We start from the raw sequence: 16592 nt of genomic DNA on the forward strand, positions 1-16592 counted from the left end.
CCCGTTCCCCTCGAGACCTTTTGGCCCCCGTGCCATCGGTTTCCACTTGGCCGGCTCCTTTACAGGATGCCGGCCTTTTTTGCCTTGGGGGGCCGGCACCCGCCGCAGGGCAAAGCCATTGACGAAGGGCTGCCGGCCCGCTGTGGCTTCCCGCTGCCCTGACCCTGCCTCGCGTGTGAATTTGACGACCAAGCCATCTTCATCGACCGCTCATTCCCGCGGCGTCCTGCTCGTCTTCGCCGCGACCGTCGCCTGGAGCGCCAGCGGCATCTATGCGCGCCTGCTGACGACGGATGCCTGGACCGCGATCGCCTGGCGTTCGCTGTTCGCCGCGATCTTCCTGATCGTTCCGATGGTGCTGTTCGGTGGTGCGGGAACGCGGCGGCAGTGGAAGAAGACCTTCGCCCCCGCCGGCCTTGCCCTGATCGCCTGCCAGACGATCAGCCAGTCCGCCTTCATCGGCGCCTACTACACGACCAGCGTGGCGAATGTGGCGGTGATCTACGCGACCGCGCCCTTCATCGCAGCGATCATGGGCTGGCTGATCCTGAAGGAGCCTATCGCATGGCGCGCGATGGTGGCGGGACTGGTCTGCCTCATCGGCGTCAGCATCATCATCTCGGCGTCGATGGGCGCCGGCAGGGTGATCGGCGACCTGCTCGCCCTGCTGATGACGGTGACATTCGCAGTGGTCATCGTCGTTCCGCGCCTGGACCCGGAGCTGCCGGCCATGCCGCCGATCTTCATCAGCTCGGTGCTCGCCTTCCTGCTTTTCGCGCCGTTCAGCTCGGGAGGCTCGCTCGATGGCCATAACCTCTTGGTGCTGGCGGCCTTCGGCGCGACGAATTTCTCGATCGCGCTCGTGCTGTTCATCATGGGTGCGCGACACCTGCCACCAGCCGAGTCGGCCCTGATCGGCACCACCGAAGTCGTCATGACCCCCGTCTGGGTCTGGCTGCTGTTTTCCGAGCAGCCGCCGGTCGCCACCATGATCGGCGGCACCGTGATCCTAGCGGCGGTGCTCTGGTACACGCTCTCCGAACTCAGGCGCAGCCATGAGCGCCGCTGAGGGGAGGCTCGCCACCGGGCGATATTGACAGGACTCGTATCCGGGATACCACAAGCCCAACGACGCCGAGCGCCTTGCGCGGGCTCTCAGCCATACGACGGCTGCCCGCTTGGAGACGCCGCCGACCACAGACGACGATCGAGGCCCGACGTGAAGACCTACCGCAATTTCATCGCCAACGAATGGCGCGATGCCGTGGACGGCGAGCATATCGACGTCCGCAATCCTTCGACGGGCCAGGTCCTTGCAAAGCTGGCGCGCGGTCGGCGCGAGGATGTCGACCTGGCGGTCGCCGCCGCCCGGCAAGCTCTGTCCGGCGAATGGGGCCGCCTGACTGCGACGGAGCGCGGCCGTATCCTCAGCCGGATCGCGACCGGCGTGCTCGAGAACATCGACCGTCTGACCGAGATCGAGGCGCGCGATGTCGGCAAGCCCTTGACGCAGGCGCGGGCCGATGTCGTCGCGCTCGCGCGCTATCTCGAATTCTACGGCGCCTCCGCCGACAAGGTGCATGGCGACACCATCCCCTACCAGAACGGCTTCACCGTCCTGACGATCTACGAGCCGCATGGCGTCACCGGGCACATCATCCCCTGGAACTATCCCATGCAGATCCTCGGGCGCAGCCTCGGCGCGGCGCTGGCCATGGGCAACGCCGCCGTGGTCAAGCCGGCGGAGGAAGCCTGCCTCACCATCCTCGAATTCGCTGGGATCGCGCAGGAGGCCGGGCTGCCGGCCGGGGCGCTGAACATCGTCACCGGCTTTGGCGCAGAAGCCGGCGCGGCCCTGTCCGAACACACCGACATCAACCACATCTCCTTCACCGGCTCGGCCCGGACCGGCGAGATGGTGCAGGCCGCCGCCGCCCGCAACGCCGTGCCGGTAACGCTGGAGCTCGGCGGCAAATCGGCCCAGGTCGTCTTCGCCGATGCCGATCTCGACCGCGCCGTGCCTTTCCTCGTCAATGCCGGCATCCAGAATGCCGGCCAGACCTGCTCGGCCTCCTCGCGCATTCTCGTCGAGCGCCCGGTCTATGAGGACGTGATCGCGCGGATGAGCGAGCGGTATCGGGCTCTCAAGGTCGGGCCGGCCGAATCCGATCTCTCCGTCGGCCCGGTCGTCTCGCAGCGCCAGAAGGCCATCGTCGAGGATTTCCTTAGCGTCGCCCGCAAGGACGGCCTGAAGGTCGCGGCGCAGGGGACGATCGTCCCGGACGCTCCCGCCGAGGGCGCCTATGTCGCTCCGACCCTGCTGCGCGACGTGCCGCCCGATCACAAGCTGGCGCAGGAGGAGATCTTCGGCCCCGTGCAGGTGATCATGCCCTTCGACACCGAGGAGGAGGCGCTGGCGCTCGCCAACGGCACGCCCTACGGGCTGGTCTGCGGCATCTGGACGAGCGATGGCGGCCGCCAGCTGCGCATGGCGCGCGCCGCGCAGGCCGGCCAGGTCTTCATCAACAACTACGGAGCCGGTGGCGGCGTGGAACTGCCCTTCGGCGGCGTCAAGAAATCGGGCCATGGCCGCGAGAAGGGCTTTGAAGCCCTCTATGGCTTCGCCAGCATGAAGACGATCTCGATCTTCCACGGCTAGGGCCGTTCGGCGAGACCTCCCCCTGTTGGAATACCGGACCTGACGAGAGCTGCCCCATGACCGAACTTGCCGATCTGACTGCCGTCGCTCTCGTCGAAGCCTATCGCGCCCGCAGGCTTTCGCCCGTCGAAGTCGTCGATGCCGTGATCGCGCGCATCGATGCCTGGGAGCCGCAGCTCAATGCGCTCTGGGCCTATGATCCGGAGGCTGCGCGCGAAAGCGCCCGGCAATCCGAAGCGCGCTGGATGAAGGGCCAACCGATCGGCGCGATCGATGGCGTGCCAGTCACGATCAAGGAGAACATCGCGACGAAGGGCACGCCGGTTCCCTTAGGCACCGCGGCCGTGACGCTCGTGCCGGCAGCCGCCGACGCGCCCCCGGCGGCGCGCACGCGGGAAGCGGGCGGCGTACTCCTCGCCAAGACGACCATGCCCGATTACGGCATGCTCTCCTCCGGCCTGTCGAGCTTCCACAAGCTGGCGCGCAATCCCTGGGACCTCTCGACCAATCCCGGCGGCTCCAGCGCCGGAGCGGGAGCTGCGGCAGCAGCCGGCTATGGCCCGCTGCATATCGGCACCGATATCGGCGGCTCGATCCGCTTGCCGGCCGGCTGGTGCGGCCTCGTCGGCCTGAAGCCCTCAGCCGGGCGCCTGCCTATCGATCCGCCCTTCATCGGGCGCGCCGCCGGGCCGATGACGCGCACCGTTGGCGACACCGCCCTCTACATGTCCGTGCTGACCAAACCGGACCGGCGCGACACGATGGCCCTGCCCTATCAGGAGATCGACTGGCTCAACCTGGCGGGCTCGGTGAAGGGGTTGAAGATCGGGCTGTGGCTGGAAGCGGGGTTCGGACAGGAGGCCGGCGCAGAGACGCTCACAGCCGTTCAGGGCGCCGCCGCGCTGCTCGCCGATGCCGGCGCGACCATCGTGCCGATCCAGCCCTTCCTGACCCGCACCATGATCGACGGGCTCGACCGCTTCTGGCGGGCACGCGGCTATGAGGACGTCTCGCGGCTCCCGCCCGAGCAGCAGGCCAAGATCCTGCCCTATATCTTCAACTGGATCGTGACCGCCAAGGACTTCTCCGGCGGCGATGTCTATTCCGGCTTCGCCCAGATCGACGCGATGCGCAACGCGCTGCATACAGCGCTCAAGGACGTCGATTTCATCATCTCGCCGACAGCGCCTGAGCCGTCCTATCCGGCGGAATGGGCCTCGCCACTCAACGACCCGCAGCGGCCCTTCGAGCATATCGCCTTCACGGTTTCGGCCAATATGGGTGGCCAGCCGGCCGTGTCGATCAATTGCGGCTATTCCAGCGGCGGGCTGCCGATCGGCCTCCAGATCATCGGCCAATCCTTCGACGATCTCGGCGTGCTGCGCCTCGCGCGCGCCTTCGAGGAGATGCGCGCGCCGTCGCGGCCGTGGCCGAAGCTCTCGGACTGAGCCCCGGCCACTTCCGACCCCGCAGAGAACGACTCAGGCAGCCAACGCTGTCTGAGCAGGCTCGTAGGATTGGCGCAGGCTCTCCGCGACCTGAGCATTGGTGATCCGGCCGCGGTGGACATTCAGCCCGGCCGCGAGATGCGGGTCGCTGCGAATCGCATCCAGACCATGCGCGGCCAGTGCCAGGCCGAAGGGCAACGTGGCGTTGTTCAGCGCATAGCTCGACGTCAGCGGCACGGCGCCCGGCATATTGGCGACACAGTAATGGATCACGCCATCGACCTCGAAGGTCGGGTCCGCATGTGTCGTCGGGCGTGAGGTCTCGAAGCAGCCGCCCTGGTCGATGGCGACGTCGACGAGAACCGCGCCACGCTTCATCCGGGAAAGCTGTGCGCGTGAGACCAGGCGCGGCGCCGCCGCGCCTGGGATGAGCACCGCGCCGATCACGACATCAGCGGCAAGAATCTCCTCCTCGATCGCGTGCAGCGTGGAGAAGCGCGTGCGCGCCCTGCCGCTGAAATGCTCGTCGAGTTGCCGCAGCCGCGGCAGAGAGCGGTCGAGGATCACGACATCGGCGCCGAGGCCGGCCGCCATCCGCGCCGCATGGGTACCGACGACGCCGCCGCCGATGATGGCGATGCGCGCCGGCGGCACGCCGGGCACGCCGCCGATCAGCACGCCGCGGCCACCGGCATGCCGCTGGAGGCAGCGGCCCGCGGCCTCGATCGCGAGCCGCCCGGCGACCTCGCTCATCGGAGCGAGCAATGGCAGGCCGCCCGCCTTATCGGTCACGGTCTCGTAGGCGACCGCCGTCACGCCGGATTTGAGAAGGCCTTCCGTCTGTTCCGGATCCGGCGCGAGATGGAGATAGGTGAACAGGATCTGCCCCTTGCGAAGCTGCACCCATTCGGAGGGCTGCGGCTCCTTCACCTTCACGACCAGCTCGGCCCTGGCGAAGACCTCCGAGGCGTTCGCGGCGATACTGGCGCCCGCGGCCTCGTAGGCGCTGTCGGGCGCGGAAATGCCGGCCCCGGCGCCGGTCTCGACGAGAACCTCATGGCCGGCTGCCGCATATTCGCGCACAGCCTCCGGGGTCAGCCCGACCCGGTATTCGTGAACCTTGATCTCCTTGGGCACACCGACGCGCATCACTTCCTCCCCCCGTTATCGTTGGAATACTGCGATCCTGCGCCAGTGCCGGCGCGATGTCAGGCCTTGGCGTGAATTGCCCTCCAGATTGTCTGCGGCGTCGCCGGCATGTCGATATGGCGCACGCCATGCGGCGAGAGGGCATCGACGATCGCATTCATCACCGAAGGGAGCGAGCCGGCGCAGCCGGCCTCGCCACAGCCCTTGGCGCCGACCGGGTTGGTGCGGGTCGGCACGCCCTCGCTGATGAAGGTGAAGAACGGCACATCGGCAGCCCGCGGCATGGCATAGTCCATGTAGGAGCCGGTCCTGAGCTGGCCGTCCTCGTCATAGGAGGTCATCTCGCAGAGCGCCTGGCCGATGCCCTGCACGACGCCGCCATGGAGCTGCCCTTCGACGATCATCGGGTTCACCAGCACGCCGAAGTCGTTGACCATGACATAGCTCGCGATCTCGACATGGCCGGTGTCGGGGTCGATCTCGACCTCGGCGATGTGGCAGCCATTGGGATAGGCCGAGGGCGCCGCCTTGAAGACGTGATCGACATCGAGCGTCCTGGGCAGGTCATCCGGTAGCGACACGCCCGCCTGCAGCCTCCGGGCGAGTTCCATGATGCCGATCGAGCGATCGGTTCCGGCGATGGCGAAGCGGCCGTCGGTGAACTCGATATCGGCGGCGCTCGCTTCGAGGACATGCGCGCTCAGGAGCTTGCCCTTCTCGATGACGCGCTCGCTCGCCTCGATGATCGCCGAACCGCTCGCCATGATCGATTTCGAGCCGCCGGTACCGCCGCCCGCGATCAGGCGGTCGCTGTCGCCCTGCACGAGCTTGATCTTGTCGAAGGGCACGCCGAGATGGCTGGTCAGGACCTGCGCGAAAGGCGTCCAGTGGCCCTGCCCGTAATCGAGCGTGCCGGTGACGATGGTGACCGATCCGTCCGCCTCGAAATGGATGCCGCCCATCTCGTTGGTCGGCGGGGCCGTGACCTCGAGGTAACAGCCGATGCCGCGGCCGCGCAGCTTGCCGGCCTTGCGGCTGGCGCGCTCGCGCGCCCGGTAGCCCTTCCAGTCGGCCGCCTCCAGCGCCCTGGCGAAGAGCGCCGGGAAATCGCCGCTGTCGTAGACCGTCCCGATCGGCGTCTTCCACGGCAGTTGCGCGGGCGCGATGAGGTTGCGGCTACGGATGACGGCCCGGTCGATCCCCATCTCGCGGGCGGCGGTGTCGATCAGCCGCTCCATGAAATAGTTGCCCTCCGGGCGCCCGGCCCCGCGATAGGCGGCGATCGGCACGGTGTTGGTGACGGCGCAGCGCGTCTGCACCTCGACCAGCGGCGTACGGTACATCCCGACGCTGTTCTTGCCGATGTTCAGCGTCGCCATCAGCGGGCCGGGCTGGGTGAGATAGCCGCCCATATTGCCAAAGCCGGTGAAGCGCGTCGCAAGGAAGCGCCCGCGTGCATCGAGGGCCAGCTCGGCCTCGAATACCATGTCGCGGCCGTGATGGTCGGAGACGAAGCTCTCGGAGCGCTGGTCGGCCCATTTCACCGGCTTCTTGAGGAGGCGCGCGGCATGCAGCAGCACGACATATTCCGGGAAGACCGCCGACTTCATGCCGAAGGAGCCACCGACATGGCCGGTGATCAGATGCATCCGCTCCTGCGGCACGCCCATCGCCGCCGCCAGGTTGTTGCGCATGCCGAAGGCGCCCTGGCTCGGGGCATGCAGCGTGTAGCGCTTCGTCTTGCGATCGTAGGTGCCGATCGCGGCGCGCGGCTCGAGCGGGTTCACGATGATGCGGTTGTTGACGATCCGCACCTTGGCGACATGAGCGGCCCCAGCAAAGGCTTCAGCGACCTTGCCGGCATCGCCGAAATGATAATCGAGGATCAGATTGCCAGGCACGTCGTCGAAAAGCTCGGGCGCATCGGGCGCGAGCGCGGCCTCGGCCGAGGTGACCGCCGGCAGGATGTCGATATCGAGCGAGACGACCTCGGCGGCATCGCGCGCCTGCTGCGGCGTGCGGGCGACGACCATCGCGACGGGGTCTCCGACGAAGCGCACCTTGTCCGCCGTCAGCGCGTGCCGGACCGGCTTCCTCATCGTGGTTCCGTCGCGGTTCGGCAGATCCACCGCGCATTTCAGCGCGCCATAGCCCTGCCCATCGAGGTCCACGGCCGTGTAGATCGCGACGACACCCTTCATCGCCTTGGCATCTGCCGTGTCGATGCCCCGAATGGCGCCATGCGCATACGGGCTGCGGACGAAGGCGGCGTAGAGCTGGCCGTCCAGCGCGAGATCATCGGTATAGCGCCCCTCGCCCCGTACGAGGGTCGCATCCTCCTTACGGGGGAGCGACTGGCCGATGCCGGCAGCGCGATCGGCCAAGCGGCCGGGCTTGGAAACATGCATGTTCATCGCAAGGCACCACAGTCGCATGACGGCCGCAGCGGTGACCCTGAGCGGGTCAGCAAGGAGCGCTTCGGCCTCTCCGGCACCACCTCGTCTTTCAGAGACAGGCCCGAGCGCGGTGATCATAGGCATCCTCGCGCCGATTGGCGCCTGTGCCGGCGACATAGCTCCATTGACCGTGAGGTAGCCCGACCAAGGTCTGTTTCGGCGAGCAAAGGCGCGCCCGTTGGTGACGAGGCCCTCGAACTCATCGACTGAACGGCATGGCAGGCCCCAAAATGGGGAGAGGACCGCTCGTTCACGGCCTGCCAAGATGCCGAGGCGCCCGATCGCGGGCGCGCTCGTCGCAAAGGGGCCATCGCGCGGAAGCTGCCGCGGCCGAGGTACGGCGCGGGATCGTCTAACCCCGCCTCCGCTAGCAACCGGCAGGCGCGCGGCTACTCCATCGCCTTGAAGCGGTTGAGATAGGCTCCCTTGTTCGTCGCCGCCTGCGACGGCGGCAGCCTGAACTTCCAGGTTTCGGTCAGTGTCCGGTCGCCGAGCTTGAGCACGGCATCGAGATCGGAGGAGACCGCCGGATTCTTGATCTTGATCCGGTAGCTCAGGCGCCAGCCCTGGATGGCCGGGTTGGGCTGCAACTCGGTGCCGACGATCTCGACATTGTCGTTGGCGCCGACCACGGCCGTGGGCCGGGCATCCTTCGGGAGCTTGCGCAGCGAAGGCCCCTTGAAATCGACCAGGAAGGCCAGCGTGCCATCGCCGGCGCGGATCAGGTTGGACTGGTAGAACTCGCCGCTCGAACGCATGGTCTGCCAGACATGCGAGATGTCGCCTTTCATCAGGGCCGGCTCGTCCATCGTCCAGTGCATCCGGTAGTCGAATCGCATCGGCTCGCCGAACGGGGGCCTGACGTCCGGCACCCAGAGCGTGACGATATTGTCGTTGGTCTCGTCGGCGGTCGGAATCTCGACGAGGCGGACATTGCCCTTGCCCCAGTCGTTGGTCGGCTCGATCCAGGCGCTCGGGCGCAGGTCGTAGCGATCCTTCAGGTCCTCGTAGCGCGAGAAGTCGCGCCCGCGCTGGAGAAGTCCGAAGCCCTTCGGGTTTTCCGCGGCGATGTCGCTGATCGTGACCATCGAGGGATTGACGAGCGGGCGCCAGATCCATTCGCCATTGCCGCCGCGCACGGCCAATCCGTTGGAGTCGTGGATCGCGGGGCGGAAATTCGGCGTCGGCGACGGCTGCTGCGGGCCGAAGAGGAACATGCTGGTCAAGGGCGCGATGCCGAGCGTCGTCGGCGAAGCGTCCCGTCGCAGGAAGACCCGCGACTTGACGCTCAGGACAGCGTCGGCGCCCGGCGTCAGCGTGAATTCATAAGCGCCGGATGCCCGCACCGAATCCATCAGCGCGTAGAAGGTCAGGTGCTTGTCCTTCGGCTTCGGGCGGCGCAGCCAGAACTCGCGGAAGGCGGGGAACTCTTCGGCGATCGGCAGGCCGGTATCGATCGCCAGCCCGCGCCCGGACAGGCCGTAGATCTGGTTCTTGCCGATGACGCGGAAATAGCTCGCGCCGAGCACGCTCATGATCTCGTCGAGCTTGCCGGCCTGGTTGATCGGGTAGACCACGCGGAAGCCGGCCCAGCCGAGCTTGGCTGTAGCCTCGCGGTCGAAATGCAGGTCAGCGAAGTCGAAGCGCCCGGAATCATAGGGGATTTCATGAGCCGCGCCGTCGACGATCTCGCTGATCTTCACCGGCGTGTTGAACTGCATGCCCTGATGGTAGAAGGCGAGCTTGAACGGCGTCTTGTGCTCCATCCAGGCGAAGCGATCGCGCTTCGGCTGCATCTTCTGGTAGTCGGCGAACTGCATCTTGCTGAAGACATCAGGCAGGTTGCTGACCGGCGCGACATAGGCCGCATCCGCCAGCGCCTTCGCCTTGGCGACCACGTCGTCGAGCCCGAATTTCGGGCGCTGCTGCGCGAAAGCCGATGGTCCGGCGAACGCCGCAACGGCGAGCAAGCCGAACACCAGGCCGAGCCGTGCGAAACCGGACCTGCTCCGGGCCTGCCAGCACCGGTCCAGCAGCCGCATGAGCATGTGGCGGGCTGAAGAGGAAGATCGGGCCATGAGCGGGGCCCCGTCGGCGGAACGGGTCGACAAGTTCACACTACCTCCTTAAAGGTGGGCGTCGGCGGGACGGAGCGCTCGTCCTCTTTGGTCAGCGGCGCACCGAGCACACATGCCCATCATCGCGACGAGGGTCAAGGAATGAGCGCCGTTCTTCCTGAAGCGCTCCCGTGCCACCCTTCAGCCCCGACAACCTGAGTGAACGAACACAGCATGGATCACAAGAACGCTGCGCCGGTCGTCGAAGGACTGGAGACGGTGTCCCCTGAGGAGGCCGCAGCCGGCCTCTCCCGCCGGCAGGCGCTCGGTGCCATGGCCTCGGCGGCCTTCGTCGCCGGCATGGCGGCGCTTCCCGCTGCGGCGAAGCCGAAACAGGCGCGCGCCGCCGATCCGGCCGCAATGAAGAAGGCCTTCGTCGACAAGCTGATCGCGCAGATGACCGTGGACGAGAAGGTCGGCCAGCTCCGCCTGATCAGCATCGGCCCGGAGATGCCCTTCGCCAAGATCGTCGAGGAGATCGCCGCCGGGCGCATCGCCGGCTCGTTCAACACCGTCGTCCGGCGCGACAACCGGCCGATGCAGGAAGCCGCCGTCAAGCGCTCGCGCCTGAAGATCCCGCTCTTCTTCGCCTATGACGTGGTCCACGGCCACCGCACCACCTTCCCGATCCCGCTTGGCCTCGCGTCGAGCTTCGACATGGCCGTGATCGAGCGGATGGCCCGCGTCTCGGCGGTCGAGGCCTGCAATGACGGCGTCGACATGACCTTCGCGCCGATGGTCGACATCAGCCACGATCCGCGCTGGGGCCGCACCTCAGAGGGCTTCGGCGAGGATCCCTATCTCGTCAGCGAATGCGCGCGGGCCAGCGTGCGCGGCTTCCAGGGCACCTCGCCCGACCAGCCGAACACGATCATGGCCGCGGTCAAGCATTTCGCGCTCTACGGCGCGGTCGAAGGCGGACGCGACTACAACACGGTCGATATGAGCCCGCTGCGCATGCATCAGGTCTATCTGCCGCCCTACAAGGCGGCGATCGACGCTGGTTCCGGCGGCGTCATGGTCGCACTCAACTCGGTCAACGGCGTGCCGGCCACCTCCAACACCTGGCTGATGCAGGACCTCCTGCGCAAGCAATGGGGCTTCAAGGGCGTCACCGTCAGCGACCATGGCGCGATCACGGAGCTCACGCGCCACGGCGTCGCCCGCGACAACCGCGAGGCCGCCAAGCTCGCGATCAAGGCCGGTATCGACCTCAGCATGGCCGATCAGGTCTATCTCGCCGAGGTGCCCGGCCTGATCGTCTCCGGCGAGATCAAGATGGCTGAGCTCGACGCCTGCGTGCGCGAGGTGCTCGGCGCCAAATACGACATGGGCCTCTTCGCCAACCCGTTCCTGCGCATGGGCAAGCAGGAGGACGACCCGGTCGATGTGCGCGCGAACGACCGCCTGCACCGCGAGCCGGCCCGCGAGATCGCCCGCGACACCATCGTGCTGCTGGAGAACCGCAACCAGACCCTGCCGCTGAAGAAGCAGGGCGCGATCGCGCTCGTCGGGCCGCTGGCTGATTCCGGGCTCGACATCCTCGGCAGCTGGTCGGCGCAGGGCGTCGCCGAACAGGCCGTCACGGTCAAGGCCGGCATCGAGAAGGCGATCGAAGGCAAGGCGAAGCTGCTGACCGCGCGCGGCGCCAACGTGCTCGACGACCAGAAGGTCGTCGACTACCTGAACTTCCTGAACTGGGACAAGCCGGAGGTCATCCAGGATTCCCGTCCGCTCGATGTGATGATCGAGGAGGCCGTCGCCGTCGCCAACCAGGCCGATGTGGTGATCGCCGTCGTCGGTGAGGTGCGCGGCATGTCGCATGAATCGTCGAGCCGCGTCACGATCGAGATGCCCGGCTCGCAGCGCAAGCTGCTGCAGGCGCTGAAGGCGACCGGCAAGCCGCTCGTCGTCCTGCTGATGAACGGCCGCCCGCTCGCCATCGGCTGGGAAAAGGACAATGCCGACGCGCTGCTGGAGACCTGGTACGCCGGCACCGAGGGCGGCAACGCCATCGCCGACATCCTGTTCGGCGACCACAACCCCTCCGCCAAACTGCCGATCAGCTTCCCGCGCTCGGCCGGCCAGATCCCGACCTATTACAACGCGCTGCGGATCGGCCGCCCCTATACGGAGGGCAAGCCCGGCAACTACACCTCGCAATATTTCGAGGAGGAGCAGGGCGCGCTCTATCCGTTCGGCTTCGGCCGAAGCTTCAGCCAGTTCACCCTGACCGACCTCAAGCTCTCGGCCAACCGCATCAAGCGCGGCGAGAAGCTCACCGCCGAGGCGACGCTGACCAATACCGGCAGCTTCGCAGGCGCCAATGTCGTGCAGCTCTACATCGCGGACCCCTACGCCTCGATCGCGCGGCCGGTGAAGGAGCTGAAGGGCTTCCAGAAAGTGACGCTGAAGCCCGGCGAAAGCCGCGTGGTGCGCTTCGAGATCGGCCCGGACCAGCTCAAGTTCGTCAATGGCGAGCTGAAGGAAGTGGTCGAGAGCGGCCAGTTCGACGTTCAGCTCGGGCTGGATTCGCGCGACGTGCTGCAGCAGTCGTTCCTGCTGGCGTGAGGGGGAGTCTCCCCCTTCGTCGAGACGCGACGACGAGGCACCAAGCGGCCATGCGCCCGACCGTGACCGGAGCGGCTTGACCTCATTCGCCGCGCCGCTCGCCGGCGCAGCTCCAAAGACATGTCAGCGGCGCAAACTCGCGACGCTGCTGCAGAGTAATCTCCGAGACCTGGAAATCGATCCAGAAAGGCGAGCTCAACGCGCGCCTTCCTGCAGCTAGAATGATTATTCAAGATGTTCTATCGAACGCTTGATCCGAAGAGTCATTCAGGTCGATCGCCCATGTCTTCAAAGATTATACCTGTCGTGATGTGCGGTGGCTCCGGAACCCGGCTGTGGCCGGTTTCGCGTGACACGATGCCGAAGCAGTTCATTTCTCTTTTCGGCCACGATTCCACCTTCCAACGGGTCATGAGGCTGATTTCGAACGACACGGTCTTTGCGCCTGCGATCGTTATCACCAATGTCGCCTATCGCTTCACGGTTCAGGAGCAGCTCCAATCTTGCGGGGCAACGGCGCAGATCGTGCTCGAACCGGTGCGGCGGGATTCCGCGGCAGCCGTCGCAGCGGCGACCGAGCTTGCGCTCGCGCGCGATCCTGACGCCATCGTGGGCGTCTTCGCCGCCGATCATGTCGTTCAGGACAGCAATCTTTTCGTGGAAACCTGCCGCCAGGCCGGAATCGTTGCCGAGCTGGGCCACATCGTCACGATCGGTATCCCCCCGACGTCCCCGGCCACCGGCTATGGCTATATCCGGCCGGGAGACGACATCGCGGACGGCGCCCGCCGCATCTCCGCCTTCGTCGAGAAGCCCGACGCCAAGCGCGCAGCGCAGTATCTGCTGGACGGCTATCTCTGGAATTCCGGCAACTTCATTTTCGACGCGGCAACCATGCGAGCCGAGCTCGAGACCTTCGAACCGGATGTCCTGACGCCGGTTTCCGAAGCCATCGTCCGGGCCGAGCCCGATCTCGATTTCCTGCGGCTCGACGCCCCCGCTTTCGGCCGGGCCAAGACCATTTCGATCGATTATGCGGTGATGGAACGCACCCAGAAAGCGGCCGTCGTCGCCGGCAATTTCGGCTGGTCGGATGTCGGAGGCTGGTCGGCGGTCTGGGAACTTTCCGAGAAGGACACAGACGGCAACGTCATCGAGGGGCGCGGCTATGTGCTGAACGGCTCCAGCAACCTCATTCGGTCGGAAGATGCGCTGGTGGCCGTTATCGGCCTCGACGATATCGCGGTCATTTCGACGCGCGACGCCGTCCTCGTCGCGCCCAAGGTGAAGGCCGACCAGGTCAAGGAGATGGTGGCGCTAATCACCGCCCACGGCGAGTCGGAAGCCGGCGCCCATCGCGAGATTCAGCGCCCCTGGGGGAAGTATCTCTCGGTGGATATGGGCGCGCGCTATCAGGTCAAGCGGATCACCGTGAAGCCGGGCGGCATGCTTTCACTGCAGAAGCACTATCACCGCGCCGAGCATTGGGTCGTGGTCCGCGGCACCGCCGAAGTGACGCGCAACGACGAGACCATCGTCGTGCACGAAACGGAATCGATCTATCTGCCGATCGGCTGTCTCCATCGCATGGCCAATCCCGGCAAGATACCGCTCGAATTGATCGAGGTTCAGGTCGGGTCTTATCTCGGCGAAGACGATATCGTTCGTATCGAGGATATCTACAGGCGCGTGTGAGAGGCGCTGCGAAGCACCTCCCGAGATTGCGCCGGGCCTCCGAGTTCACAGCGGCTCCCTGCAAGCTTCCTCATGGCAACAGGGGCCATGGGATTCCGCGGGGCGTCATGCCGCGGCTCAACCCTGCGCCGGCTTCCAGTCGGCCGGGGGGATGGTGTTGATCATCCAGGGAATGCCGAATTTATCGACGAGCGAGCCGAAGCCGGGCGACCAGAAGGTCTCGCTGAACGGCATGACGGCCCGCCCACCCTCGCCGAGTTGATCGAACCAGCGCTGACCCTCTGCCTTGTCGCCGGTATGCAGGGTGACGTCGAAACCATTCTTGGGCTTGTCGACATTGGGGGCCCATGCCGTGTCCATATCGGCGCCCATCAGGGCCTGGTCGCCGACCTCCAACCAGCAATGCATCAGCCAGGTCTTGTACTTCGCGTCGGTGATCGGCATTCCCGGCGGAGCGTCGCCATAGGGCATTGCGGCGGTGATCTTTCCGCCAAGGACTTTGGCGTAGAAATCGAACGCCGCCCGGCACTCTCCCCGGAAGCTCAAACTGGTCACGATCTTCATGGTCGTCTCCTCTCTGATAGGCCTCGACGCTCCTCCGGCGGGCAGAGGAGCGCGGCAGCTCCTGGGATTGGCTTGATATCAAGATACTTATCCCATGCGTGTCAGCATACGAATTCGGGCCAAGGCCGAACGTTCCCTGACATCCAGAGCGGATATCCCATCGCCTACCGGGTGGCTGCGCTGCGATACGCATGCCCTAGCCGACCCGCATTGAGCCCCCGCGAACGCCGCCATCGATTCTCCTTGCTCAACTGCCTACCGGCAGGTAGGTAGCAAACGACACCCGACGGCGAGCGAGCTGACGGGACGCCCGAGGAGGCTCAGCACGCATGCCGGTCATCGAGAGCAGAATCGGTACGGGGGCCGAACAGCAGCAGAAGCGGGCCGCCTACGGGGCACTGATCCAGACCTTGCGGGAGCGCCATGCGCGCGTGCTGGCCGGCGGCGGCGAGAAGCTCAGGGCGCGCCATCGCGAGCGTGGCAAGATCCCGGTGCGCGAACGCATCGACCTGCTGGTTGACCCCCTGTCGCCCTTCCTCGAACTCTCCCCCCTCGCGGCCTGGGAGCTCTATGGCAACGAGGTGCCGGGTGCCGGCATCGTCACCGGCATCGGCGTCGTCGCGGGCACGCCCTGCATGATCATCGCCAATGACGCGACGGTGAAGGGCGGCTCCTTCTTCCACGAGACGGTCAAGAAGCATCTGCGCGCGCAGGAGATCGCCTTCGAGAACCGGCTGCCTTGCGTCTATCTCGTCGATTGCGGCGGCGCCTTCCTGCCGGAGCAGGACCGCGTCTTCCCCGACCGCGACCATTTCGGCGGCGCCTTCCTGCAGCAATGCCGGATGTCGGCGGCCGGCCTGCCGCAGATTTCGGCGGTGTTCGGCGGCTGCACGGCGGGCGGCGCCTATATCCCCGCCCTCTCCGACGAGGTCGTGATGGTGCGCGGCACCGGCCGCATCCATCTCGGCGGGCCGCCGATCGTGAAGGCCGCGATCAACGAGATCGTCGATGGCGAGACGCTGGGCGGGGCCGACATGCATACGCAGGTCTCCGGTGTCAGCGACTATCTCGCCGAGGACGAGCATGAGGCGATCGCCAAGCTCCGCGACATCGTCGGCGCGTTGAACTGGCCGGCGCCGTCGCGCGCGCCTGCGCGTCCCGTCTCCGCGCCGCTCTATGACCCCGCCGAGATCGAGGCCATCGTCGGCACCGACCTGAAGCAGCCCTTCGACGTGCGCGAGGTCATCGCCCGCATGGTCGATGGCAGCGTCTTCGACGCCTTCAAGCCGGATTTTGGCGCGACGCTGGTCACCGGCTTCGCCCATATCCACGGCCAGCCGGTCGGCATCATCGCCAATAACGGCGTGCTGTTCTCCGACAGCGCGCTCAAGGGCGCGCATTTCATCGAGCTCTGCGACCAGCGCCGCATTCCGCTCCTGTTCCTGCAGAACATCACCGGCTTCATGGTCGGCACCGAGGCCGAGCGCGGCGGCATCGCCAAGCATTCGGCCAAGCTGGTCTATGCCGTCTCGAATGCGCGGGTGCCGCGCTACACCGTGATCATCGGCGGCTCCTATGGCGCCGGCAATTACGGCATGTGCGGCCGCGGCTTCCAGCCGCGCTTTCTCTTCGCCTGGCCGAATGCGCGCATCGCGACGATGTCGCCGGATGTCGCCGCGACGGTAGTGACCGAGCTCAGGCGCTCGAGCCTGACGCGTGGCCATGCCGATGAGAGCGCGATCGAGAAGCTCGACCGCGAGACGCGCCGCCAGTTCGAGGAGCAGAGCACGCCCTACTATGCGACCGCCAGGCTCTGGGACGACGGCATCATCGAACCCGCCCAGACCCGCGACGTGATCGGCCTGTGCCTCTCGCTCGCCGCGCGCGAGATCGACCTGCCCGGGCATCGCCCCGTCTACCGGATGTGACCCCG

The 16592-nt window shown here is 66.5% G+C and carries 10 protein-coding genes; 6 read left to right on the forward strand and 4 right to left on the reverse strand.

Going from position 1 to position 16592, the window contains the following annotated elements:
• The first annotated feature begins 175 nt into the window (after positions 1–175).
• From AC6RIC_RS22830 to AC6RIC_RS22840, 3 genes are all read left to right on the forward strand, one after another.
• The gene (locus AC6RIC_RS22830; RefSeq protein ID WP_499734028.1) at positions 176–1069 is read left to right on the forward strand and encodes a DMT family transporter; all 894 of its coding nucleotides are present in this window, start codon (positions 176–178) and stop codon (positions 1067–1069) included.
• 150 nt (positions 1070–1219) lie between these two features.
• Positions 1220–2659, forward strand: coding sequence for an aldehyde dehydrogenase family protein (locus AC6RIC_RS22835; protein WP_499734029.1), 1440 nt, complete (start codon positions 1220–1222; stop codon positions 2657–2659).
• 56 nt (positions 2660–2715) lie between these two features.
• Positions 2716–4107 (forward strand): amidase, encoded by a 1392-nt coding sequence (locus AC6RIC_RS22840; RefSeq protein ID WP_499734030.1) that lies wholly within the window; start codon positions 2716–2718, stop codon positions 4105–4107.
• 33 nt (positions 4108–4140) lie between these two features.
• On the opposite strand, the gene ald is transcribed toward AC6RIC_RS22840, so the two are convergent.
• From ald to AC6RIC_RS22855, 3 genes are all read right to left on the reverse strand, one after another.
• Positions 4141–5256 carry an alanine dehydrogenase gene (gene ald, locus AC6RIC_RS22845; protein ID WP_499734031.1) on the reverse strand — a complete coding sequence of 372 codons (1116 nt, stop codon included), beginning with the start codon at positions 5254–5256 and terminating at the stop codon, positions 4141–4143.
• Between the two features lie 59 nt (positions 5257–5315).
• Positions 5316–7670: a xanthine dehydrogenase family protein molybdopterin-binding subunit gene (locus AC6RIC_RS22850; RefSeq protein ID WP_499734032.1), complete on the reverse strand. Its 2355-nt coding sequence runs from the start codon at positions 7668–7670 to the stop codon at positions 5316–5318.
• Between the two features lie 431 nt (positions 7671–8101).
• The gene (locus AC6RIC_RS22855; RefSeq protein WP_499734033.1) at positions 8102–9691 is read right to left on the reverse strand and encodes a glucan biosynthesis protein G; all 1590 of its coding nucleotides are present in this window, start codon (positions 9689–9691) and stop codon (positions 8102–8104) included.
• A gap of 312 nt (positions 9692–10003) precedes the next feature.
• Between AC6RIC_RS22855 and bglX the strand changes: the two genes are divergently transcribed.
• Complete coding sequence (gene bglX, locus AC6RIC_RS22860; RefSeq protein WP_499734034.1) at positions 10004–12400, forward strand: beta-glucosidase BglX; 2397 nt, start codon at positions 10004–10006, stop codon at positions 12398–12400.
• A gap of 282 nt (positions 12401–12682) precedes the next feature.
• A complete protein-coding gene (locus tag AC6RIC_RS22865) occupies positions 12683–14095 on the forward strand; it encodes a mannose-1-phosphate guanylyltransferase/mannose-6-phosphate isomerase (RefSeq protein ID WP_499734035.1) in 1413 nt (470 codons plus the stop codon).
• A 117-nt stretch (positions 14096–14212) separates the two neighbouring features.
• On the opposite strand, the gene AC6RIC_RS22870 is transcribed toward AC6RIC_RS22865, so the two are convergent.
• Positions 14213–14659 (reverse strand): VOC family protein, encoded by a 447-nt coding sequence (locus AC6RIC_RS22870; RefSeq protein ID WP_499734036.1) that lies wholly within the window; start codon positions 14657–14659, stop codon positions 14213–14215.
• 329 nt (positions 14660–14988) lie between these two features.
• Between AC6RIC_RS22870 and AC6RIC_RS22875 the strand changes: the two genes are divergently transcribed.
• Entirely contained in the window at positions 14989–16587 is a 1599-nt protein-coding gene (locus AC6RIC_RS22875; protein ID WP_499734037.1) for an acyl-CoA carboxylase subunit beta, read from the forward strand.
• Positions 16588–16592: the final 5 nt, after the last annotated feature.

This window comes from Allobosea sp. TBD101, from assembly GCF_059817965.1.

What these genes read in the sequence shown, in the direction of transcription:
- AC6RIC_RS22840 (WP_499734030.1), top strand. Translation starts at nt 2,716, where the DNA reads ATGACCGAACTTGCCGATCTGACTGCCGTCGCTCTCGTCGAAGCCTAT.
- ald (WP_499734031.1), bottom strand. Translation starts at nt 5,256, where the DNA reads ATGCGCGTCGGTGTGCCCAAGGAGATCAAGGTTCACGAATACCGGGTC.
- AC6RIC_RS22850 (WP_499734032.1), bottom strand. Translation starts at nt 7,670, where the DNA reads ATGAACATGCATGTTTCCAAGCCCGGCCGCTTGGCCGATCGCGCTGCC.
- bglX (WP_499734034.1), top strand. Translation starts at nt 10,004, where the DNA reads ATGGATCACAAGAACGCTGCGCCGGTCGTCGAAGGACTGGAGACGGTG.
- AC6RIC_RS22865 (WP_499734035.1), top strand. Translation starts at nt 12,683, where the DNA reads ATGTCTTCAAAGATTATACCTGTCGTGATGTGCGGTGGCTCCGGAACC.
- AC6RIC_RS22870 (WP_499734036.1), bottom strand. Translation starts at nt 14,659, where the DNA reads ATGAAGATCGTGACCAGTTTGAGCTTCCGGGGAGAGTGCCGGGCGGCG.
- AC6RIC_RS22875 (WP_499734037.1), top strand. Translation starts at nt 14,989, where the DNA reads ATGCCGGTCATCGAGAGCAGAATCGGTACGGGGGCCGAACAGCAGCAG.